Below are 20503 nucleotides of genomic sequence, written 5' to 3' on the forward strand. Positions count from 1 at the left end.
TTCGACCTCGGCCGCGACCTGGATCGCCGCCTCCAGCGCGGTGACCGCCTCCTCCGGCCGCCGGGCGGTGGCCAGCGACCGTGCGTACCGGGCGGAGAAGACTCCGCTGTTGCGGCGGGGCGCGGAGTCCAGGACCTGATCCCACAGCCGCACCGCCTCGGCTCCCAGGCCGAGGCGGGTGTAGCAGGTGGCGCGCTGGATCTCTAGGTAGAGCGGCGTGCGAAGGGCGTTGCCCCACGGGTACTCGTCGTCGATGCGGGCGAGTTCAGGTTCGGCCCGGTCCAAGTGTTCGTCAGTGGCCGCGCGGTCGCCGATGAGGGCGTACCCGTGCGCGGCCTGCTGAAGTGCCTGGGCGCGCACTTTGGCGCACAGGCCGCTGTTCCCCAGAGCGGCCGTGGCCATTTCCACCGTGGCCTGGCCGTCCCCCCGGTCCATGTCGATCATCGACCTGTTGGCCATCGCGTGCGCGACGAGCTGCTGGTCGTGAGCACGATGGGCCAGTTCCAGCGTGCGAGCGCCCCAGTTGCAGGCGAGGCGCATCTGCCCGGCGTCCTGGCAGAGCCAGGTGACCAGCCCGGCCCAGGCCGTGGCTGTCTTCCACAACTCCCGGCGCACGGCTCCGCCGGCCCGGCTCGCCACGTACTCCAGCACTCTGTACTGCGCTACGGCGATGGCACGGCGCATGGGCCCCTGCATGGCATCGTCCCGCCAGTGCCCGTCCAGCCGCTCGCGGAAGAAACCCACGGTCTCGGGTGGCACGTGCGAGGAGGAGTTCATGCCGCTGGGCAGCACGGCGGTCAGTAATCCGCTGCTGTCCGTCAGGAAGGTCCGCCGGTCGATGGCCATGCCCACGTCCACTTCGAGATCGGCCAGGACCGCGTCGATCGGGTCCGTGACGCCCTTCAGCTCATCGGGGGACATTCCAAGTGCCCCCGCGATGAACGGTAGCCACTCGGTGGGGCGTCGCCCAGCGCGCTCGTAGCGTTTGATCTCAGTGCGGGTGAGCCCTCCGGATGCCAGTCCGGCGAGCAGATTCGCCCGCCTGGCCAGCGCGTTCTGGCTTAAGCCGAGGGCGATGCGGCGCTGCCGGATGCGGTCTCCGAGGGTCACGGTTCTCATACTGGCCCCTGGCCGGCCCCGTCCGCGACCGCTCCGGGGACGTGCTCCCCCGCGCACCACAGAACCCCCGGCCGCCACCGGCCGGGGGTCCCGCTGTGAGAGATGCGCTGTGCGTCAGGCGTCAGGCGTCAGGGAAGCTCGGCGCCGAGTGCCTCCAGGGCCGCGGGCACCGGCTGGAAGTAGGTCTCCCCGCCGGACGAGCAGTCGCCGCTGCCGCCGGAGGTCAGGCCCAGAGCCTTGTCACCGGCGAAGAGGGAGCCGCCGCTGTCGCCGGGCTCGGCGCAGACGTCGGTCTGGATGAGGCCGTCGACCGTGCCCTCCTGGTAGGAGACGGAGGCGTCCAGGGCCTTCACCGTGCCGTCGTGCACCTGGGTGGTGCTGCCGCTGCGGGTGACCTGCTGGCCGACCTCGGCCTCGGCCGCGCCCGAGATCTCCTGGGTGCTGCCGTAGAGGTTGACCTCGCTCGGGTGCTCGGTGTCGCCGGTGTACGTGGCGATGCCGTAGTCGGAGCCCGGGAACTTGCCGTCGCCGCTCTCGGCGATCGGCTCGCCGCCCTCGCTGTCCGACCAGCTCGTGATGGCCGTGGTGCAGTGACCCGCCGTGAGGAACGCGGGCTTGCCGCCCACGGTCACGTTGAAGCCGAGCGAGCAGCGCGAGCCGTCGCCCCAGATGGCGTCCCCACCAGCGATCTTGGTGGTGAACTCGCCCGCGGTCCGCTTCAGCTCGGCCTTGCCGTCCTGGGCCTCGACCTGCTTCTTCAGCTTGTCGAGCGCGGCGCCCTTGACCGTCTTGTCAGCGGTGACGACGACCTTGTTGGTCTTCACGTCCACCGCGCGGGACGTGCCCTTGACGTCGTTCGCCGTCAGGGTGTCCTTGACGGAGTTGAGCTGGCCCAGCGTGTGCTGGACGACCTTGGCCTTGGCGCCCGCCGCCTCGACCTTCTCCTTGGCCGCGCCGTCCACGACGTTGACGACCAGCTGCTTGGCCTTGGCGTCGTAGTACGAGCCCGCGTCACCCTTGATGTCCGAGGTGAGCGTGGAGGCCAGCTTGGAGGCCGACTCGGCGGAGAGTGTCTTCAGGGTGGGGGTGTCCTCGGCCGCGTTGGCCTGGGAGAGGGTGAAGGATCCGGCCACGAGGGCCGCCACACCGGCGCCCGCTATGGCGAGGCGGCGCTTCGATATCTGTCGCTTGTGTCGCAACTCTGAACCTCCAGTGGGGGGTTGGAGCCGCCCGTCAGAGGAGAACGGCCCCGGAGGAAGTGCTGACACGAGGCTTCTTCCCAAGAGGAAGTCGCGTTCATGCCAACTCGTGGCGCCGAGTATTACGAGAACAGGGCGTGCCGCACAAGGTCCAGTTCCCGTCAGGCACCGGAAAGTTCGTTCTTGTCGCCCGGCGAGCGTAGCCACCGATAGTCGTGCACGTCGATCCCCTGTACGGACACCGGGCACCGTGCGCCGGTCCCGTGCCTGGTGAGGGCCGCGCCTGTCCGGGAATCGATCCTCAGCCGCCGGATTCCGGCCGCCGCTCCCCGGCGGCCTCGCCCGTTCCGGCCAGTTGATCCGCCTTGTCCAGGTCGCCCGGTTTGTTGAGGCGGCCCGAATCGTCCACGCTCGTCGGCCGGTCGGCGCCGGACAGCGGGCCTGGTTCGGAGGACAGCCGGTCCGGTTCGGGCTCGGACAGCCGGGCCGCCCCTTCGGCGGGCAGCGGCGCCCGCCCGGCCCGCGCCCCGGCCCCCTCCCGCGGCCCCTCCAGGAAGCGCAGCAGCTCCACGGGGAAGGGCAGCACCAGCGTGGAGTTCTTCTCCGTCGCGACGGCGGCGACGGTCTGCAACAGCCGCAACTGCAACGCCGCGGGCTGGTCGGACATCTGCTTCGCCGCCTCGGACAGCTTCTTGGACGCCTCCAGCTCCGCGTCCGCGTTGATGACCCGCGCCCTGCGGTCGCGGGTCGCCTCGGCCTGCCGGGCCATCGACCGCTTCATCGTCTCGGGCAGCGACACGTCCTTGATCTCCACCCGGTCGACCGTGACGCCCCACTCCACGGCCGGGCTGTCGATCATCAGCTCCAGGCCCTGGTTCAGCTTCTCCCTGTTGGAGAGCAGATCGTCCAGCTCGCTCTTGCCGATGATGGAGCGCAGCGAGGTCTGCGCCATCTGGGAGACCGCGAAGCGGTAGTCCTCGACCTGGATGATCGCGTCGGCCGGGTGCACGACCTTGAAATACACCACCGCGTCGACGCGCACCGTCACGTTGTCCCGCGTGATGCCCTCCTGCGCGGGCACGGGCATCGTGACGACCTGCATGTTGACCTTCTGGAGCCGGTCCACGCCGGGCACGATCATCGTGAACCCCGGCCCCCGCACGGCGGGCCGCAACCGGCCGAGCCGGAAGACCAGCCCCCGCTCGTACTGCCTGACCACCCGGGCCGCCGCCATCACATACAGCGCACCACCGGAGAGCCCCGCCGCCACCAACTCCACGACCATGATGGCCTCCTGCCGCCATGAGTCCGGCATTCTGGGAGGGAAGGAGAGAAGTGCCCTCAACCGTAGCCCTGCTCGCAGAACCGGTCGAGCCCCCGTCCCGGCACGAGTGCGTGTGTGCCGGGACGGGGGCCCGTTCTGTCCTGCGGCGCTGATCCACCGACGGTTCCGGATCAGCGAGTGGTGCGAGTGGTGCGGGTCAGCGGATCAGTAGACGCTGACACCGTACGCGTTCAGCGCCTCGACGACCGGCTGGAAGAAGGTCGTGCCACCGCTGGAGCAGTTGCCGCTGCCGCCCGAGGTCAGGCCGAGAGCGGTGCCGCCCGCGTAGAGGGGGCCGCCGCTGTCGCCGGGCTCGGCGCAGACGGTGGTCTGGATCATGCCGTAGACGACGTCGCCGCCGCCGTAGTTGACCGTCGCGTTCAGCGCGGTGACCCGGCCGCTGTGGGTGCCGGTGGTGCTGCCGCGCCGGGTGACGGTCTGGCCGACCGTGGGGTTGGCCGCGCCGGTGATGTCCACGCTGCCGACGGTGCCGGGGTGGGAGACGGAGGAGCTGTAGCGGACCAGCCCGTAGTCGTTGCCCGGGAAGCTGGACCCGGCGGTGGGGCCGATCAGGGTGGTACGCCCCGAGTTCGTCCACCAGTTGCCCGCGCCGTCGGTGCAGTGACCGGCCGTCACGAAGTAGTAGGTGCTGCCGCTGCGGACATTGAAGCCCGCCGAGCAGCGCCAGCTCGTCGCGTAGATGGCGTCGCCGCCCGCGAGGAGCTTGTTGAACTTGCCCGGCGTCCGCTTGACGTCGATCGCGCCGGCCTTGCCGCCCGCTTCCTGCTTGATCTTCGCCAGCTCGGCCTGGGAGACCGTGCTGTCGGCTGTGACGACCAGCCGGTCCGTCTTCTTGTCGACGTACCACGCGGTGCCCGCCACATCGGCGTCGAGCACGGCGTCGCTCACTGACTTGAGTTCGCTCGCGCTGTAGGTGGTCGGAGCGTCGGCGGCTGCTGAAACCGGAACCATGAGAGCTCCGGCGGCCGCCATGCCGGACGCGGCGGCTATCAGCCTGGTGCGTCTCCGGCGGGCCGCGCTGCTACTGGTGGTAGTGCGCTTGATCCTCACTTATTCCTCCCGATCGGGATATCAAAGCGTGCTCCTGACAAACGCTGCATGGAGTATTCGCCGTGAAAATCAGGACGCGCAAGGGCGCCTTTCGGACGTCCGCTTCCCGCCCGCATCCGTCCGTCCGCGCCCGCCCGCGGCGCTCAGCCGCCGCTCAACTGCCGCTTAGCCGCCGCTCCCCCGCCGTGAGATCAAACGGCAGGGTGTTGCCCGGTGGCGGAAAAGGACAGAGGAAGTTGTCGTTGAACGCGCACGGCGGAAGCGTGATCCGGTTGAGGTCCACACGCACCGAGCCGTCCGCGCCCGGGGCCTCCGTGCGGAGGAAACGGAACCTGTAGCTGGACGGCCTGCCCGTCACGTCGGACGGGCCGTCGGGCGTACGGGCGCTGGTGCCGTCGGCCAGCACGGCCCACAGCGCGCCGCCCTCCACCCGGGAGACCTGGAGGGTGTGCCCGCTGCCGTCGGGCGCGGTGAAGGACAGCTCGCCCGCGAGGCCGAGCCCCCGCTCCCGCCCGTCGGCGTTCCCCACCCGCACGCTCCGCTCCCCCTCCCCGTACGGCAGGAACGTCCCCTTCCGCACCCACTCCGGGTCGTACGGGAAGGCGTCGATCCCTGTGAAGGCGCGACGTGCGGGCGCGTCCGCGTCGAAGACCCGTACCGCCCACAGCCCCTCGCGGCGCAGCAGCACCAGCCGCCGTGCCCCGTAGCCGACCCGCGACTCCTCCGGCGGTCCCGCGTCCTCGCCGAGCAGGACCTCGCCCGCGAGGAGTTCGCCGTCGACGGCGAGGCCGTCCGCCACGGTCGCCTCCAGCAGCACTCCCCCGCCGTCCCCGGTCTCGGCCCACTCGCCCGGCAGGCCCGCGATGCGGCCGTGCTCCGCCTCGGCGATCCAGTGCGTACCCGTCACGGAGAGCGGGCCGTAGGGCGCGGCGGCGACGCGGACGCGCTTCTCGCGCCAGCGCTCCCACTCGCGCGAGCCCTCCGTGTCGGCTTCCGTCGCCGCTGCCGCGCGTGATGCTTCTGTGCTCATGTTGATCAACCTAGATGCCGAGGTGGTCGCGGAGGGTCGTGCCCTCGTACGACGTGCGGAAGCTGCCCCGCTCCTGGAGCAGCGGGACGACGCGGGCCACGAACTCGTCGAGCCCGTGCGGGGTCAGATGCGGCACCAGGATGAAGCCGTCGGCCGCGTCCTCCTGGACGAACGCGTCCATCTCAGCCGCGACGGCCTCCGGGGTGCCGATGAAGGACTGTCTGCCCGTCGCCTCGATCACCGTCTCCCTGATCGACAGCCCCTTCTCGCGGGACAGCGCCCGCCACCGCTCGGCCAGCGCGAACGGGTCCGCGTGCCGCACCCGGCCCTGGGCCAACTGCGATTCGGGCTCTGGATCGATGTCGGGGAGCGGTCCGTCCGGGTCGTACGAGGAGAGGTCGACGCCCCAGACCTGCTCCAGCGCGAGGAGCGCGTTCTGCGGGGTGATCTGCTGACGGCGGACCTCCGCCGCCCGCTCCTGCGCCTCGGCCGCCGTGTCGCCGAGGACGAAGGTGACCCCGGGCATGATCTTGAGGGAGTCCGGCTCGCGCCCGTACGCGCCCAGCCGCCGCTTGACGTCGGCGAAGAACGCGCGGCCCGCCTCCAGGGTGCCGTGCCGGGTGAAGACGATGTCGGCCGCCGAGGCCGCGAACTCCCTGCCCTCGTCCGAGTCACCGGCCTGGATGACCACGGGGCGTCCCTGGGGCGAGCGCGGCAGCGAGAACTCCCCGGAGACGTCGAAGTGCTCGCCCCGGTACGCGAACGGGCGCGGCGCCCGCTCCCCCTCCGGCCAGGAGTCCCACAGTGTGCGGGCCACCGCGACGAACTCGGCGGCTCGGGTGTAGCGGTCGGCGCGGTCGAGGAAGCCGCCGCGCCGGAAGTTCTCGCCGGTGAAGGCGTCGGAGGAGGTGACGACGTTCCAGGCGGCGCGGCCCGCGCTGAGGTGGTCGAGGGAGGCGAGGCGGCGGGCGAGTTCGTAGGGCTCGTTGAAGGTGGCGTTGACGGTGGCGGCGAGGCCCAGCTTCCCGGTGACGGCGGCCAGCGCGCTGAGGACGGTGATCGCCTCGGGCCGTCCGACGACGTCGAGGTCGTGGATACGGCCCTTGTGCTCGCGCAGCCGCAGCCCTTCGGCGAGGAAGAAGAAGTCGAAGAGCCCGCGTTCGGCGGTGCGCGCGAGGTGGACGAAGGAGTCGAAGCCGATCTGGTTGCCGAGGGCCTCGGGGCCGCCCTCGGTCCAGACGGTGGTGTTGTTGACGCCCGGGAAGTGGGCCGCGAGATGCATCCGCCTGCGGGCGCGGGCGCCGGGACGGGTAGGGGGCTGCGGCTGCGGCGCGGAGGTCATGCGGACTCCCTGGCGGGTGCGTAGCGGCTGTCGGGGCGGGGCAGTCCGAGGTGCGCGCGCAGGGTGGCGCCCTCGTAGCGGTCGCGGGCCAGGCCCCGCTCCCTCAGCAGGGGCACGGTGGTCCCCACGATCCGCGCGATGTCGCGCGCGGGCGCGGCCGGGCGCAGATGGAACCCGTCAGCCGCGCCCTCCGCCGCCCAGTCCGCGAGGAGACCGGCGAGCCCGGCCGCTTCGCCGTCCCCGTGCAGCTCGACGGGGAGTGACACCAGCACCGTCAGACCGGGCACCCGGGCGCGCAGCTCCTCGCGCAGGGCCCGCGCGGTGACGGGGTCCGCGGCCCGTACCAGCGCGACATCGGTGTGCGGCGCCAGCGCGCCGCGCGGCTCTTCGTCCGTCAGATCGGCCACGGTGACGGGGCGGCCCTGGGGCGGGCGCGGGACGATGGCGGGGCCGCGGACGGAGAAGTGCTCGCCCGCGAAGTCGACGTAGTGCAGCTTGTCGCGGTCGATGAAGCGGCCCGTCGACGCGTCCCGTATCTCCGCGTCGTCCTCCCAACTGTCCCAGAGCCTGGCCACGACGTCGGCGGCCTCGCCCGCCTCCCGCCACAGCGCGGACGGCGGCGCGCCCTGCCGACGGCCGAAGAGCGCGGCCTCGGCCTCCGTCGCGGAGACCGAGGGCGTCCACCCGGCCCTGCCCCGGCTGACCCAGTCGAGGGTGGCCAGCGCGCTGGAGAGATGGAACGGCTCGGTGTGGGTGGTGGTCAGGGCCGGGACGAGCCCGATGTGCCGGGTCTCGGGCGCCACCCTGGCAAGGGTGGCCGGGGCGTCGATGCCGGGGCCCGCGAAGGAGTCGGAGAGGGTGACGAAGTCGAGGGTGCCACGCTCGGCGAGACGCGCGAGCCGGATCCAGTGGCCGGGCGCGAAGAGGGCGGGGACGTCTACGGCTGCTTCTTCGGCGGACGGGTCGGGGGCGTCGGACGCGTCGAGTGCGACGGCGAGCCGGAGCGGGCCCGGGATGTGGTCGGTGGTCATGGGGGCTCCCCTCACAGGACCTTGGAGAGAAAGGCACGGGTGCGCTCGTGGCGCGGCGCTTCCAGGACGGCGGCGGGCGTGCCCCGTTCGACGACGAGGCCCTCGTCCATGAACACGACCGTGTCGGCGACCTCGCGCGCGAAGCCGATCTCATGGGTGACGACGATCATCGTGGTGCCCTGCCGCGCGAGGTCCTTGATGACGTCGAGGACCTCACCGACCAGTTCGGGGTCGAGCGCCGAGGTCGGCTCGTCGAAGAGCAGCAGCCTCGGTTCGACGGCGAGCGCGCGGGCGATGGCGACGCGCTGCTGCTGTCCGCCGGAGAGCCGCGCGGGATACGCGCCCGCCTTGTCCGCGAGCCCGACCCGCTCCAGCAGCCGTTCCGCCGTGGCCACCGCCTCCTCGTACGGCCTGCGCAGCACGGCGATGGGCGCCTCGATGACGTTCTCCAGCACGGTGAGGTGCGGGAAGAGGTGGAACTCCTGGAAGACGAAGCCGATGCGGGTGCGCTGCTTGAGGATCTCGCGCTCGCGCAGCTCGTAGAGCTTGTCGCCCGAGCGCCGGTAGCCGACGAGGGAGCCGTCCACGCTGATCCGGCCGCTGTCCACCTTCTCCAGGTGGTTGATGGTGCGCAGCAGCGTGGACTTGCCGGAGCCCGACGGCCCCAGGACGACGGTGACCTCGCCCTCCGCCACCTGGAGATCGATGCCGCGCAGCACCTCGTGCGGGCCGAAGCGCTTGCGCACGGCCGTGATGTCGACCATGAGCGGGGCGGGGGCGACGGTGCCTGTATCGGTTCGGGTTCGGGTATCGGGATCGCTGGTCAGGGGCATGGGGCTTCCTCGGGGTCGGGCGCGGGAAGGGACTCGGGAAACGGGCGTAAGAAAGGGGAGGGGAAAAGAGGTCGGCGCGGAGCCGTTCAGGCCGCGGCGCCGTGCGGCGCACAGCGGTCGCGGAGGAAGGTGAGGACGGCACGCGCCGTCGCGTCGTTCTGCCGGAAGGCGGGCGCGTTGGTACGGGGCCGCGCGAACGCGGCGTACGCACGGCTGTTGGTGTGCGCGCCCAGGGCGATCCGGCGCGGGTGCGGAAGCCCGTCGCGCTCCAGGACCCGGCCGTCGTCCGGGTCCACGGCGAGCAGCCCGGTCGGCAGCGCGGCGCCGTCCTCGCGGAGCACTTCCTCGCCGCCCGCGCCGTCCTCGTGGAGGGCGCGCAGCAGCGGGTCACGGGTGCGGCGTACGGAGGGCGCGGGCTGCCGCGCCTCGACCAGCGCGCGGGCCACGGTCTCGCCGCCCGCACCGCGCACCGCGCTGCCGCGGGCGCGGAAGACCCCTTCTTCCGCGTCGGCCTCGACGGTCATGCCGGGGCCGAGGAAGCGGACGAGGCCCGCGCGGGAGAGCGCCAGCAACTGCCGCAGCCGGGGCGCGGGCGGACCGGATGCGTAGTAGCTGAAGAAGCCGTGCCACCAGCCGTCCAGGTCCGCGATCCGCGAGCGCGGCGCGATACGGGCCGAGCCGACGAGGGGCACCAGTTGCCCGTAGACCGAGAGCAGCGCGAGGAAGACGGCCAGGTCGGGGCTGTGCGCGGGGTCGGCGCGGCGGTCGAGGTAGGCGACGACGTACGCGCGCACCGCCTCCTGGAGCGACGCCGCGTCCTCGTATTCGTCCCCGGCGAGGGGCCGGTCGAGCGCGGCCGGGTCGAAGCGGTCGGCGGGGTCGGGCACGGCGGCCTCCACCAGCGCGGCCAGCGCGGGCTCGGCACCGGGGTCGCCGGGGACGAGGGCCGCGTAGCGCTCGGCGAAGTCCCGCGCGCTGCCACGGGTGCGTTCGGGGTGCGCGGCGAAGAGGCGTTCGTAGTGGGCGTGGCCCAGTTCCCTGGCGATGAGCGGCCACACGTCGCGCCGGAAGTCGAGCTGCCCCGGCCGTCTCAGCAGCTCGTCCACCTGCGCGGGGCCGAAGAAGCGCGGCAGGGTGGGGCGTGCGCCGCGCCAGCCGTAGCCGATCTTCGAGTGGTACGGGACGCCTCTGCGGGAGCCGACGTACAGCACCGGCTCCCGGCCCGAGGGCAGATACACCAGCTCGCCCGCGCCATCGCCCTCACCGTCCTCCCGGCCATCCGCACCGTCCGCACCGTCCGCACTGACGAAGCGTCCGCCGCGCCCCTCCGTCAGCAGCACCATCAGATCGACGAAGACGAGACCGAAGCCGCGCACGAGGACGGGCTCGCCGGGCCGCAGCGCGGAGAGGTCGGCGTCGGCGGTGAACGCGGGCGGCAGGTGGACGAGCCCGTGCGCGGCGGCGAACCGCGCGAGGGCGCACTGCTCCGCGTCAGGTTCGGCGTCGAGATGGCCGAGGGCGAGGACGACCAGGTCGGCGAGGAGCGGCGTCGCGCTGCCTTCGAGCCACACGCGCTGGCGGCCCTCGCGGGGCCCGGTCAGCCGTACCGCGCGCCGCCGGTGGTGGCGCAGCCGGATGCCGGGCGGGAGCGCGGCGGCGGCGCGCTCGTACACCCAGTTGAGGTAGGCGCTCTGGAGCCTGCGGGTGGGGAAGTCGGTGCCCCGGAGCGCGCGGATCTCTGCGGCGAGCGCGGGGTCTTCGGGTGCGGGCACGGCTCCGTCGCGTACGCCCTGGGCCCACTCGGCGAGCGAGGGTCCTGGGCGGATCGGGCCCGCGCACCGCACCGAGTCGTCGGTGAACATGGTGACGTCCTCGGCCATCGAGTTCATCCACAGCAGCGGCGACTGGTCGGGCCGCCAGACCCGGCCGCCGCCCGGCGGGTGCGGGTCCACGAGGTGCAGGTCGAGTGGCCTGCCGCCGTACAGCTCGGCCGCGTTGGCGGCGACGCGCTCCACGAGTCCCGTGCCGCGCGGACCGGCGCCGACGATCACGAGGGAGGGCCGCTGCGCGCCTGCCTCTGGCGGTTCCGGCTGGTTCGACGGCGCTGACGGCTTGGCCGACGGGTTCATCGCGCGTCCGCCGTCCCGCGCCCGTAGTGCCGCTCCACGTAGTGCTGGCCGACGCCGAGCAGGGAGGTCACCGCGATGTACCAGAGGGTGGCGACCAGCAGGAGCGGAATCACCTGGTAGGTGCGGTGATAGACCAACTGCACGGAGTAGAGCAGGTCCTGCACCGCGATGACGCTGATGATGGACGTGCCCTTCAATGTGCCGATCAGCAGGTTTCCCGCGGGCGGCACGATCGCGCGCATCGCCTGCGGCAGCACGACGCGGCGCAGCCGCCGCCACGGTCCCAGGCCGAGCGACTGCGCCGCCTCCGTCTGGCCCTTGCCGACCGAGAGCAGTCCGCCGCGCACGATCTCGGCCGCGTAGGCGGCCTCGTGCAGGGTGAGCCCGATGACGGCGACGGCGATGGGCCCCAGGAGATTCGTGGTCCTGACGGTCAGGAACTCGGGCCCGAAGGGGATGCCGAGACCGAGCCGGGGATACAGCGCCCCGATGTTGAACCAGAACAGCAACTGGACCAGCACGGGCACCGAGCGGAACAGCCAGACGTAGCCCCGGCTGACGTGCCGCAGCACGGGGTTGGCCGACAGCCGCAGTACGGCGAGCAGGGTGCCGAGCGCGAAGCCCAGCACCGTCACGAGCCCCGTCAGCCACAGGGTGAGCCCGAGCCCGCGGAGGACGGCGGCCGAGGTGAAGTAGTCGCCGACGACGGCCCATTGGAAGGCGTCGTTGCGCACGGCCGAGTTGACCGCCATGGCGAGCAGCAGCACGACGGCGGTGGCCGCGGCCCACTGTCCGGTGCGGCGCACGGGGACCACGCGGAGCGGGCCGGATCCGGCCCCGGAAGCGGACGTGGAGGGCTCGTCGAGCGGACTGTCTGGGGATTCGAGGAGGGTATCCGGCTGTGCGGACATACGAAGGCTCCGTGGATGCAGAGATCGAACACGGTGGATTCGCCTTCACACCCGGCGGCGCCCCTCAGCACCGCCGGACCATGAGGCTAAGCGCGGTGCACGTGTTCTTGTCAAGACCGTCCGTACCGCTCCGGGCCGCTCCGGGCCCTTCCCAGGGGGTAGTTGACGTGGACACGGATCGCTGTTCCACTGAGCGCATGCGTCCACGGCAGCGGCTGGTCACCCGCGACCACATCGACTTCGGTCGGGTGTGGTCGTCCTCCTGTCAGCGCTGATCCCGCGCCCGTGAGGCCGCCCGCGCCCTCCGGCGCGTGCCGCGGCCCGGGCCGCGCCCGTCCGCCCCGGCGTTTCCCGCGCTGAACGTCGCCTTGCGCGACCGCGCCTTCACACGGTTCCACCACGTCACACGCCTCCGCGCCCGGCGCCGCCCACGGTGCCGCCGGGCCGGCGCGTGCCCCTCCCCTCGCGTCCCCACGTGCACCCGTACCTCCCCGCGCCCGGCAGAAGGGCTCCGTATGCGCTCCAGACCTCCTCGACCGCTCCCCGAAGTCGTCGCCCCCGCCCTCGTCCTCCTCCTCACCCTTCTCCTCTCCCTCTCCGCATGCGGCAGCGGCGGCGACGCCTCGGGCGCCGCAACCGGGACCGGGGGCAAGGGAAGGATCCCCGGCCAGGACGTGGTCTCGTCCGTGCGGAAAGACCCCGAGGCGGCGGCGCTGCTGCCCGCCGCCGTGCGCGAGCGCGGCACGCTCACCGTCGCCACCAGCGTCGGCACCCCGCCAGGCGCCACCTACCGGGAGGACGGCAGGACCGTCGCGGGCCAGGACGTCGACTTCGCCGACGCCGCCGCGCGGGCGCTGGGGCTGCGCCTCAAGCGGGAGGTGGCCGGGTTCGAGGCGATCCTCCCGGCGCTGGGCAGCGGCAAGTACGACCTGGGCACAGGGAACTTCGGGGTCACCGACGAGCGGCGCGCGACGATCGACTTCGTGACCTACATCAACGACGGCCAGGGCTTCGCCGTCAGGGACGACAGCCCGCTGAAGAAGGTCACCGACCTGAAGCAACTGTGCGGCCTGACGGTGGCCACGGGCGCGGGAACCACCTTCGAGACCACCCTGGAACAGCACAGGTCCGCCTGCGCGAAGGCGGGCGAGAAGCCCTACGACGTCGCGACGTACGCCGAGCAGGGCGCCCTGTGGATCTCCCTCCAGCAGGGGCGCAGCGACGTGGTGATGAGCACCATCAACGGGCTGCGGTACGCGGTGAAGCAGCAGCCGGGGCTGCGCTTCCTCAACGAGTACCAGCGGCTCGACGTCGGCTTCGCCTTCAGGAAGGGCTCACCGCTGGCGCCCGCCTTCCAGGCCGCGGTCGAGCACCTCAAGGAGGACGGCACCTACGACCGCGTCCTGCGGAAGTGGGGCACCAGTGAGTCCGCCATCGAGCGGTCCCGGATCAGCCCGCCCGAGCTGAGGTGAGCCGGGCAGGGCGACGGGGGCCCGGCGGCCGGAAGCGGCCGGCCGCCGGGCCCCTCCTGAGCCCCCTCACGGGTGACCCCATCCATGCGATCACCCCTGCGGGAACGACATCAGCCATTCGGCCGAGCGCCCGTCAGCAACCGTCGGCATCCGTCGGCGCCGGTCAGCAACCGCAGTCGCAGCCGCAGTCACAGCCGTCGCAGCACCCGCCGTCCCCGCCGCCCTCTCCCCCTTCGCCGCCACCGCAGCAGTTGCAGCAGTTGCAGCAGTCACAGTCGCAGCAGTCGGCGCACTTGTGGCACCAGCCCTCGCGGGGCTCGCCGCTCCAGGGGTCCTCGTAGGGGTTCTTGCAGCACACCTGGCCCGTGCAGCACAGCCCGGACCACAGCGCGCAGCCCGCGACGAGACCGCGCCGCCGGGACGGGGGCCGGAGCGGCGGCGGGGGTCCCGTCGGGTCGCGGGTGATCCAGGGCGACTGGTTCGGGTGCTGTCCGGGCCCGGACCCTGAACCGTGCCCGTGCCCGTGTGCGCACGTCGTGCCGAAGACCCTGTCGACGGACCGCTTCAGCTCGTGCCCGAGCAGGATGTGGGCCAGCTTGCCGTCCACGAAGTCGACGTCGCGCAGCGCGAGCCGCACCCCGTGCACCGCGTCGTCGCACAGTCGCCGCACGTCGGCCAGGTCCGCGCCCGTGACGGCCACGGGGTTCCAGGCGCCCGCCTCCTCATCCGCCGTCAGGTCCTCGACCGCGTCCAGCAGATGGGCGAGCCGCCCGAACAGCCTCCCCGCCTCGGCCAGCGGCTCCTGGTTCCCGGCGCTTCCCGCGAGCACGGCGGTGTGCGCGAAGGCCGCAGCGGTCGCGGTCTCCGTCGGCTCCGTCACCAGCAGCAGCGAAGCGCCGCTGCCGCCCCCGCCGCCCCCGCCGGCCTCGCTGCCCGAAGAACCCGCGTCGGCCACGTCCCCCGCGAACGCGTGACGCCGCGTCAGCGCCGTCTCGATCTCCTGCTGCCGGTCCACGGCCTCGACCAGGACCGACGTGTCGAAGCCCAGCTCCGCACCCGTGCGGGCGCCCGCGCGGTCCCAACCGGCCGCGACCCTGCGCGCCGCCGCGGCGACCGGGCGCCGCGCGAGCACGCCGTCCCCGTCGGCCACATGGTCACGCACCTTCGCCGAGGCCAGCACCAGTGAGACGGCCGCGGCCAGCCGGGCGCCCTCGCCCCGCGCGACGGACGCCGTGCGCATCCCGCGCAGCGGGCAGGGGCCCGCGGTGCGCCGCCACCGGCCGTCACGGCCCGAGTGATCCGCGTCCTGTGGACGACGCGACTGCGCCTCGACGAGTACGGAGATGATGAGTCCGTCGTAGTTGGTCGCCACCCTGGAGAACTGCCCGTGGTCGGCCCGCAATGCGAGGCAGAGTCCGCACAGGTGGGCCATCCATTCCGTCCGCATGCGCGCGCTCAGCCTGTGACGGCATGGCCTGACTATTCCGAACACCGCTCCCCCGATTCACCGTTCCTGGACCTTGTGCGGGGAGCACGATAGCCGGAAGATCACCTGACGAACGGTGGTGGCCCCTCACCCGTCTGCCCCCGTCACCACCCGTCCGGCGGGGCTCCGCGAATCTTGCACATCGTCACCACGCGTACGCCACAAGATCCCTGATCCGGCGCCATATGTTCTGCACCAGTACCGTCACGAATCACGTATCTGGTGGGTATCCGCTTGGCGCATCATCCGCATCATGGACGACCATAGAGTTGCGGACGGTACGAAGACCGCGCGCAGAGGAGAGGAGGCGTCCATGGGATCGGTGCGCAAGGCGAGTGCCTGGCTGGGCCTCGTCGACGACAGCGAGATGCGTTACTACGACGATGACTACGCCGAGGGGCCGGAATCCGGGGACGCCGCGCGCGAGTCGTGGGTGACCGACCCGAGAGTCCGGGTGACGGCGGAGACCGCGCAGGACCAGGGCACACGGATCGCCACGGTCACCCCGGACGGATTCCGGGACGCCCGCGGCATCGGGGAGCTGTTCCGGGACGGCGTCCCCGTCATCGTGAACCTCACGATGATGGAGCCCGGCGACGCCAAGCGCGTCGTCGACTTCGCGGCCGGGCTGACCTTCGGCCTCCGCGGGTCGATCGAGCGCGTGGCGACGCGGGTGTTCCTGCTGACCCCGGCCGACTACAAAATTGTCAGTGGTGAGGAGCGCCGCTCCACCGAGGGCGGTTTCTTCAACCAGAGCTGAGCCCGGCAGGGCCGCTCACCGGCTGGACCGGCGCCACAACGTCAGTGCGCCACCGCGCACGGAGACGTCACCGAAAGGCGTCGATTCCGGTGAGCGCCTTGCCGAGCACGAGCTGGTGCATCTCGACGGTGCCCTCGTAGGTGAGGACCGACTCCAGATTGGTCGCGTGCCGCATCACGGGGTATTCGAGGGAAATCCCGTTGGCGCCGAGAATCGTCCGCGCGGTGCGGCAGATCTCGATCGCTTCGCGCACGTTGTTCAGCTTCCCGAAACTCACCTGTTCAGGCCGGAGCCTGCCCGCGTCCATACGCACCCCGAGATGGTGCGCGAGAAGGACGCCCTTGTGGAGTTCCACCGCCATGTCGGCGAGCTTCGCCTGAGTGAGCTGGAATCCGCCGATGGGCTTGCCGAACTGTTCCCGGCTCTTCGCGTAGTCGAGCGCCGCGTCGAAGCTCGCGCGGGCCGCGCCCATCGCGCCCCACACGATTCCGTAGCGGGCGTGGCTCAGACAGCTCAGCGGTCCGCGCAGCCCGGTCACCTCCGGGAGCACCGCTTCGGCGGGCAGCCGCACCTCGTCCATGACCAGTTCGCTCGTCACGGAGGCGCGCAGCGACCACTTGTGCTTGATCTCGGGCGCCGAGAAGCCCGTCGCGTCGGTGGGCACGACGAAGCCGCGGACGCCGTCGTCCGTGCGGGCCCAGACCACGGCGACCCCCGCCACCGAGCCGTTGGTGATCCACATCTTGCGCCCGGTGAGCACCCAGTCGCCACCGTCGCGCTTGGCGTACGTGCGCATTCCCGCGGGGTCGGAGCCGTGGTCGGGCTCGGTCAGGCCGAAGCAGCCGATCACCTCGCCCGACGCCATGCGCGGCAGCCACTCGCGCTTCTGCTCCTCGCTGCCGAAGCGGTGGATGGCGTACATGGCGAGCGAGCCCTGTACGGAGACGAGGGAGCGGATGCCGGAGTCGGCGGCCTCCAGCTCCAGGCAGGCCAGCCCGTACTGCACGGAGCTGGCGCCCGCGCAGCCGTAGCCGGTGAGGTTCATGCCGAGGGCGCCGATCGAGCCCAGTTCGCGGGCCAGTTCGCGCACTCCGGGGAGTTCGCCGCGCTCGTACCAGTCGGCGACGTACGGCAGGACGCGGTCGGCGGCCCAGGAGCGCACGGTCTCGCGCACGGCGCGGTCCTCGTCGCTCAGCAGGTCGTCGATACCCAGCGGGTCGTGGACGTCGAACGCGGGCTTGGGACTCATGGGGTGCCTCCGGCGGGAAACGATCAGCGGCTCGCGGCTGACGCTACGGCCGGGTAATGCCGCTCGACAAGAGGCTCCCTGGACCGCTCCCCCGGCCCTTCGCGCCGTCGTCCTGACCACCGGCGGCGACGTTCCGCGACGGGGCGCCCTCGCGGGAAGCGGGCGCGTGGCCCCCGCACTCCTCGCTGACGCGCGGCGCGGGCGGGCCGCGCCGCTCACCCTCGCCGGGCTCCTGACGGTCCCGGTCCTCGGCCTGGTCCTGGGCCGTGCCCTCGCCCTGGTCACCGTCGCCACCCGGCCCGTCCGCCGTCCTCTTCGCGCCGTCCACGGTGCGCGGCAGCCGCAGCGCCGCGAGGGCGCCGAGCAGCAGCAGCGCGGCGCTGACCAGCAGCGTCACATGGAGGCCGTGGACGAAGGCATCACGCGCCGCTGAGCGCAGCGCGTGTCCCGCGGCGCCGCCGAGCTGGCCCGCGACCTCGTACGCCTCGCCCAGCGAGTGGCTGGCGTCGCCGCTCGCCGAGCTGGGCACGCCCCTGGTATCGCGCACCCCGGGTGCGTAGGCGGCGTTCATCACGCTGCCGAGCAGGGCGATGCCCATACCGGCGCCGAGCTGGTAGGCGGTCTCGCCGACGGCCGCGGCGCCGCCCGACTGCTCGGCGGGCGCCTCGTTGAGCATCGACTCGTAGCAGGCGAACAGGGTGGTCTCCAGGCCGAAGCCCAGCAGCATGAAGCCGCCGACGAGCAGCGCCGGGCGGTCCTCCTGCCCCACGGACGTCAGACACAGCACGGCCACCGCCGTCAGCACGAAGCCGAGCGCGACCATCGTGCGCGGCCCGAGCAGCTGGAGCAGCCGGGAGCCGACGAGCCCGGCGGCGATGGCGGCGAGCGAGAGCGGCAGCAGCCGCAGCCCGGTCTGGAGCGGGGAGAGGCCCAGGACGAGCTGGAGGTACTGCGCCGCGATCAGCGCCAGCCCGACCAGCGCGAGGACCGTGAGCACGATGCAGCCGAGCGCGGTGCCGAAGGCGGGGCGCGCGACGGTGCGGAAGTCGATGAGGGGGTGGGCCAGGCGCCGCTGGCGCCGCACGAAGAGCGCGATCAGCGCGGCGCCCGTCGCCAGCGGCAGCGCGGTGTGCGGGGAGAACGGGTCGCCGCCGCCCGCGTGCTTGACGCCGAGGATCACCCCGAAAAGACCGGCCGCGGCCAACAGCGCGCCGAGCACGTCCCAGGGCCCGTCGCGCTCCCCTGTGGACTCGGGCAGCAGCCAGCGGCCGACCGGGAGGCTGGCCGCCATCAGCGGGATGTTGATCAGGAAGACCGAGCCCCACCAGTAGTGCTCCAGCAGCAGCCCGCCGACCAGCGGCCCCACCGCCGCGCCGACGGCGGCCACCGCGCTCCAGATACCGATGGCGAGGGCGCGCTCGCGGCGGTCGGGGAAGACCTGCCGCAGGATCGAGAGCGTCGCGGGCATGATCATCGCCCCGCCGACGCCGAGCAGCGCGCGGGCCGCGACCAGCACTCCGGGTGTGTGCGCGTACGTGGCGAGCGCCGAGGCGACGGCGAAGAGCGCGTACCCGAAGAGCAGCACCCGGCGGCGCCCTACGCGGTCGCCGAGAGTCCCGAAGAGGATGAGCAGGGAGGCGCACACGAGCGGATAGGCGTCGACGATCCACAGCAGCTCGATCGAGCCGGGCCGCAGGTCCTCGGAGACGGCGGGCACGGCGACGTGCAGCACCGTGGCGTCGATGGCCACCAGGAGCAGGCTGGCGCACAGCACTATGAGGACGATCCAGCGGTTCGCGCTCCCGCCCGCTCCGGGCGGGCCTGCTCTGTGTACGGGGACGTCCGCCGTCTCCGAAGCTACGGGCGTGGTCGTCCCTGACATGTACGCACCTCCTCTTGCGCTCGCGCCTCCCCAGTTCGTGGGGGGAATCGCCGGGTGCGACATCGGGACAGGCCACCGACCGGCCCGGCGCGGAAGGGCGAGTGGCCGTTAGCGTACGCGAGTCGCTCCGGGTGGTGCGTGGCGCGTCTCACCTCGGCGTCGGCAGCAGCGTAGGCGAGCGGAGGGGGCGCGGCCCAGCGCGCACCGGTGCTCACCGGCACGGACCCCTGCGCCCCCGGCCTTGACCCGTTCGCATCCGGTCGGGGAAGCGATGGGGGAATTCCCCATTAAGCGGTGGTGAACGGAATTCTCCGAGTGACACTCTTAGCGGCTCGCCAAAGTCATGCCGGAATACGGGATCTAAGTGAGGGATAAGCTGGAGGAATTCGTGGAAGAAAGGCTGTGATGAGACGCACTCCACATCACATCGTCATCACGAACCCGGTGACATGTCCGAGCACCTCTCGGACCCGTTGTACCGTCGATTGGGTGCGTACCGACCGAATCCTCGCCAGGCTGGAGCAAGAGCCTGAGCGACCGAGCAGCCGCGATGTCCCGCGGATGAGCCGAACCCGCAAGGTGTTGTTCGGTTCAACATTGGGACTGTATGCGCTCATTGTCTTCGCCGTGCTGGTGCGAACGGGCCTCGTTCAGCTCGACTGGCAGGTGATGCTGTTCCGGCCGTACAAGCAGTGGCCGGAAGTGCACGCCTTCCTCGACTACTTCGTGGTGCTGGGGCAGCGCGGCCCCACGGCCGTGCTCGTGATGGCCTGGCTCGGCTGGCGCTCGTGGCGGCAGCGCACCCTGCGGCCCCTCCTGGTGCTCGGCACCTCGCTGCTGCTGCTCAACGTCACGGTCGGCTCGATCAAGATCGGCCTCGGGCGGCTCGGCCCCCACTACGCGACCTCGATCGGCTCGGCCGAGATGTTCAACGGCGGGGATATATTCCCTTCGGGCCACACCGCCAACGCCGTCGTGACCTGGGGAATCCTCGCCTACCTCGCCACCACGCCCCGCGCACGCCGGGTACTCTCCGTGGTCGGCGCAGTCTTCTCGCTGGGTGTCGGCGCGACCACTGTGTACCTCGGTACGCACTGGGTGAGCGACGTGCTACTCGGCTGGGCCGCCGGTCTGCTGATCCTTCTCGGCCTCCCCTGGTGCGAGCCCGCCATCGCCCGCGCAGAGGCCTTGATCTTCGCCTGGCGGGAGCGGCTGCGCGCCGCCGGGGCGCCGGGCTTCGCGCCCGCGCCCGTGGCCACGCCGGTCGGCGCCCGTAAGCCGCTGCTGCCGCACGGCCTCTCGGCCGAGGAGCTGGCGCACCAGGACGACGGCACGCCCGGCACGCCCGGCGGGCCCGGATCTCCCGGCGACGCGGGGGTCGCCGGTGCCCGGACCGCCTCCACCGCCTCCACCGCCTCCGCCTCGGCCGCCTCCTCGTCCGGTACCGGGGCCGCCGTACGGCTGCACCACTCCGCCTCGCGCCAGCAGCACCCGCTGCGCGCCGAGCGCGCCCCCGTCACCCCGGCCCCCGCCGCGGGCCCCCGGCGCCCCCACACCGACCGCCAGGCCCCGCGCACGGCGCCCCTCGGGCCGCGGCCTCTGGGGCCGCGCGCGAAGTAGCGGCCTGGAGCAGAACGCGGCCGGGGCGGACAGGAGACCTTCTCC

The 20503-nt window shown here is 72.3% G+C and carries 16 protein-coding genes; 3 read left to right on the forward strand and 13 right to left on the reverse strand.

The genetic code is table 11. The annotated features are described in order from the left end of the window. The 10 genes from ACWGJ2_RS38305 to ACWGJ2_RS38350 form a co-directional block, all read right to left on the reverse strand. A partial coding sequence (locus ACWGJ2_RS38305) for a helix-turn-helix domain-containing protein (RefSeq protein ID WP_453351011.1) occupies positions 1-1110 on the reverse strand: 1110 nt, incomplete at its 3' end. Positions 1111-1247: 137 nt separating this feature from the next. Beyond that, positions 1248-2318 (reverse strand): S1 family peptidase, encoded by a 1071-nt coding sequence (locus tag ACWGJ2_RS38310; protein ID WP_453351012.1) that lies wholly within the window; start codon positions 2316-2318, stop codon positions 1248-1250. A gap of 301 nt (positions 2319-2619) precedes the next feature. Further along, on the reverse strand, positions 2620-3603 hold the full coding sequence (locus ACWGJ2_RS38315) for a slipin family protein (protein WP_453351024.1): 984 nt from the start codon (positions 3601-3603) through the stop codon (positions 2620-2622). 204 nt (positions 3604-3807) lie between these two features. Further along, positions 3808-4713 (reverse strand): S1 family peptidase, encoded by a 906-nt coding sequence (locus ACWGJ2_RS38320; protein ID WP_453351013.1) that lies wholly within the window; start codon positions 4711-4713, stop codon positions 3808-3810. 154 nt (positions 4714-4867) lie between these two features. Further along, entirely contained in the window at positions 4868-5743 is an 876-nt protein-coding gene (locus ACWGJ2_RS38325; protein WP_453351014.1) for a DUF1684 domain-containing protein, read from the reverse strand. 10 nt (positions 5744-5753) lie between these two features. Then, the gene (locus tag ACWGJ2_RS38330) at positions 5754-7085 is read right to left on the reverse strand and encodes an NtaA/DmoA family FMN-dependent monooxygenase (protein WP_453351015.1); all 1332 of its coding nucleotides are present in this window, start codon (positions 7083-7085) and stop codon (positions 5754-5756) included. Next, on the reverse strand, positions 7082-8116 hold the full coding sequence (locus ACWGJ2_RS38335; RefSeq protein ID WP_453351016.1) for an LLM class flavin-dependent oxidoreductase: 1035 nt from the start codon (positions 8114-8116) through the stop codon (positions 7082-7084). Before ACWGJ2_RS38335 ends, ACWGJ2_RS38330 begins: the two co-directional genes overlap by 4 nt. An 11-nt stretch (positions 8117-8127) precedes the next feature. Further along, entirely contained in the window at positions 8128-8880 is a 753-nt protein-coding gene (locus ACWGJ2_RS38340) for an amino acid ABC transporter ATP-binding protein (protein WP_453351025.1), read from the reverse strand. Positions 8881-9035: 155 nt separating this feature from the next. Then, entirely contained in the window at positions 9036-11078 is a 2043-nt protein-coding gene (locus tag ACWGJ2_RS38345) for an FAD/NAD(P)-binding protein (protein ID WP_453351017.1), read from the reverse strand. Next, positions 11075-11989 (reverse strand): amino acid ABC transporter permease, encoded by a 915-nt coding sequence (locus ACWGJ2_RS38350; RefSeq protein ID WP_453351018.1) that lies wholly within the window; start codon positions 11987-11989, stop codon positions 11075-11077. The genes ACWGJ2_RS38345 and ACWGJ2_RS38350 overlap by 4 nt, the downstream gene beginning before the upstream one ends. Before the next feature lie 515 nt (positions 11990-12504). Here ACWGJ2_RS38350 and ACWGJ2_RS38355 point away from each other — a divergent pair. Beyond that, positions 12505-13461 (forward strand): ABC transporter substrate-binding protein, encoded by a 957-nt coding sequence (locus tag ACWGJ2_RS38355; protein WP_453351019.1) that lies wholly within the window; start codon positions 12505-12507, stop codon positions 13459-13461. Positions 13462-13624: 163 nt separating this feature from the next. Here the strand turns inward: ACWGJ2_RS38355 and ACWGJ2_RS38360 are convergent, their stop codons facing one another. Then, positions 13625-14953: a DUF5685 family protein gene (locus ACWGJ2_RS38360; RefSeq protein WP_453351020.1), complete on the reverse strand. Its 1329-nt coding sequence runs from the start codon at positions 14951-14953 to the stop codon at positions 13625-13627. A 307-nt stretch (positions 14954-15260) separates the two neighbouring features. Here ACWGJ2_RS38360 and ACWGJ2_RS38365 point away from each other — a divergent pair, with 307 nt between their 5' ends. Then, positions 15261-15707, forward strand: coding sequence for a cell division protein SepF (locus ACWGJ2_RS38365; RefSeq protein WP_453351026.1), 447 nt, complete (start codon positions 15261-15263; stop codon positions 15705-15707). Between the two features lie 67 nt (positions 15708-15774). Here the strand turns inward: ACWGJ2_RS38365 and ACWGJ2_RS38370 are convergent, their stop codons facing one another. Beyond that, positions 15775-16956, reverse strand: coding sequence for an acyl-CoA dehydrogenase family protein (locus ACWGJ2_RS38370; RefSeq protein WP_453351021.1), 1182 nt, complete (start codon positions 16954-16956; stop codon positions 15775-15777). Positions 16957-16999: 43 nt separating this feature from the next. Next, a complete protein-coding gene (locus ACWGJ2_RS38375; RefSeq protein ID WP_453351022.1) occupies positions 17000-18838 on the reverse strand; it encodes an MFS transporter in 1839 nt (612 codons plus the stop codon). Between the two features lie 489 nt (positions 18839-19327). Here ACWGJ2_RS38375 and ACWGJ2_RS38380 point away from each other — a divergent pair, with 489 nt between their 5' ends. Next, a complete protein-coding gene (locus ACWGJ2_RS38380) occupies positions 19328-20458 on the forward strand; it encodes a phosphatase PAP2 family protein (protein ID WP_453351023.1) in 1131 nt (376 codons plus the stop codon). The last annotated feature ends 45 nt before the right edge of the window (positions 20459-20503 follow it).

Source organism: Streptomyces sp. NPDC054796 (assembly GCF_053611545.1).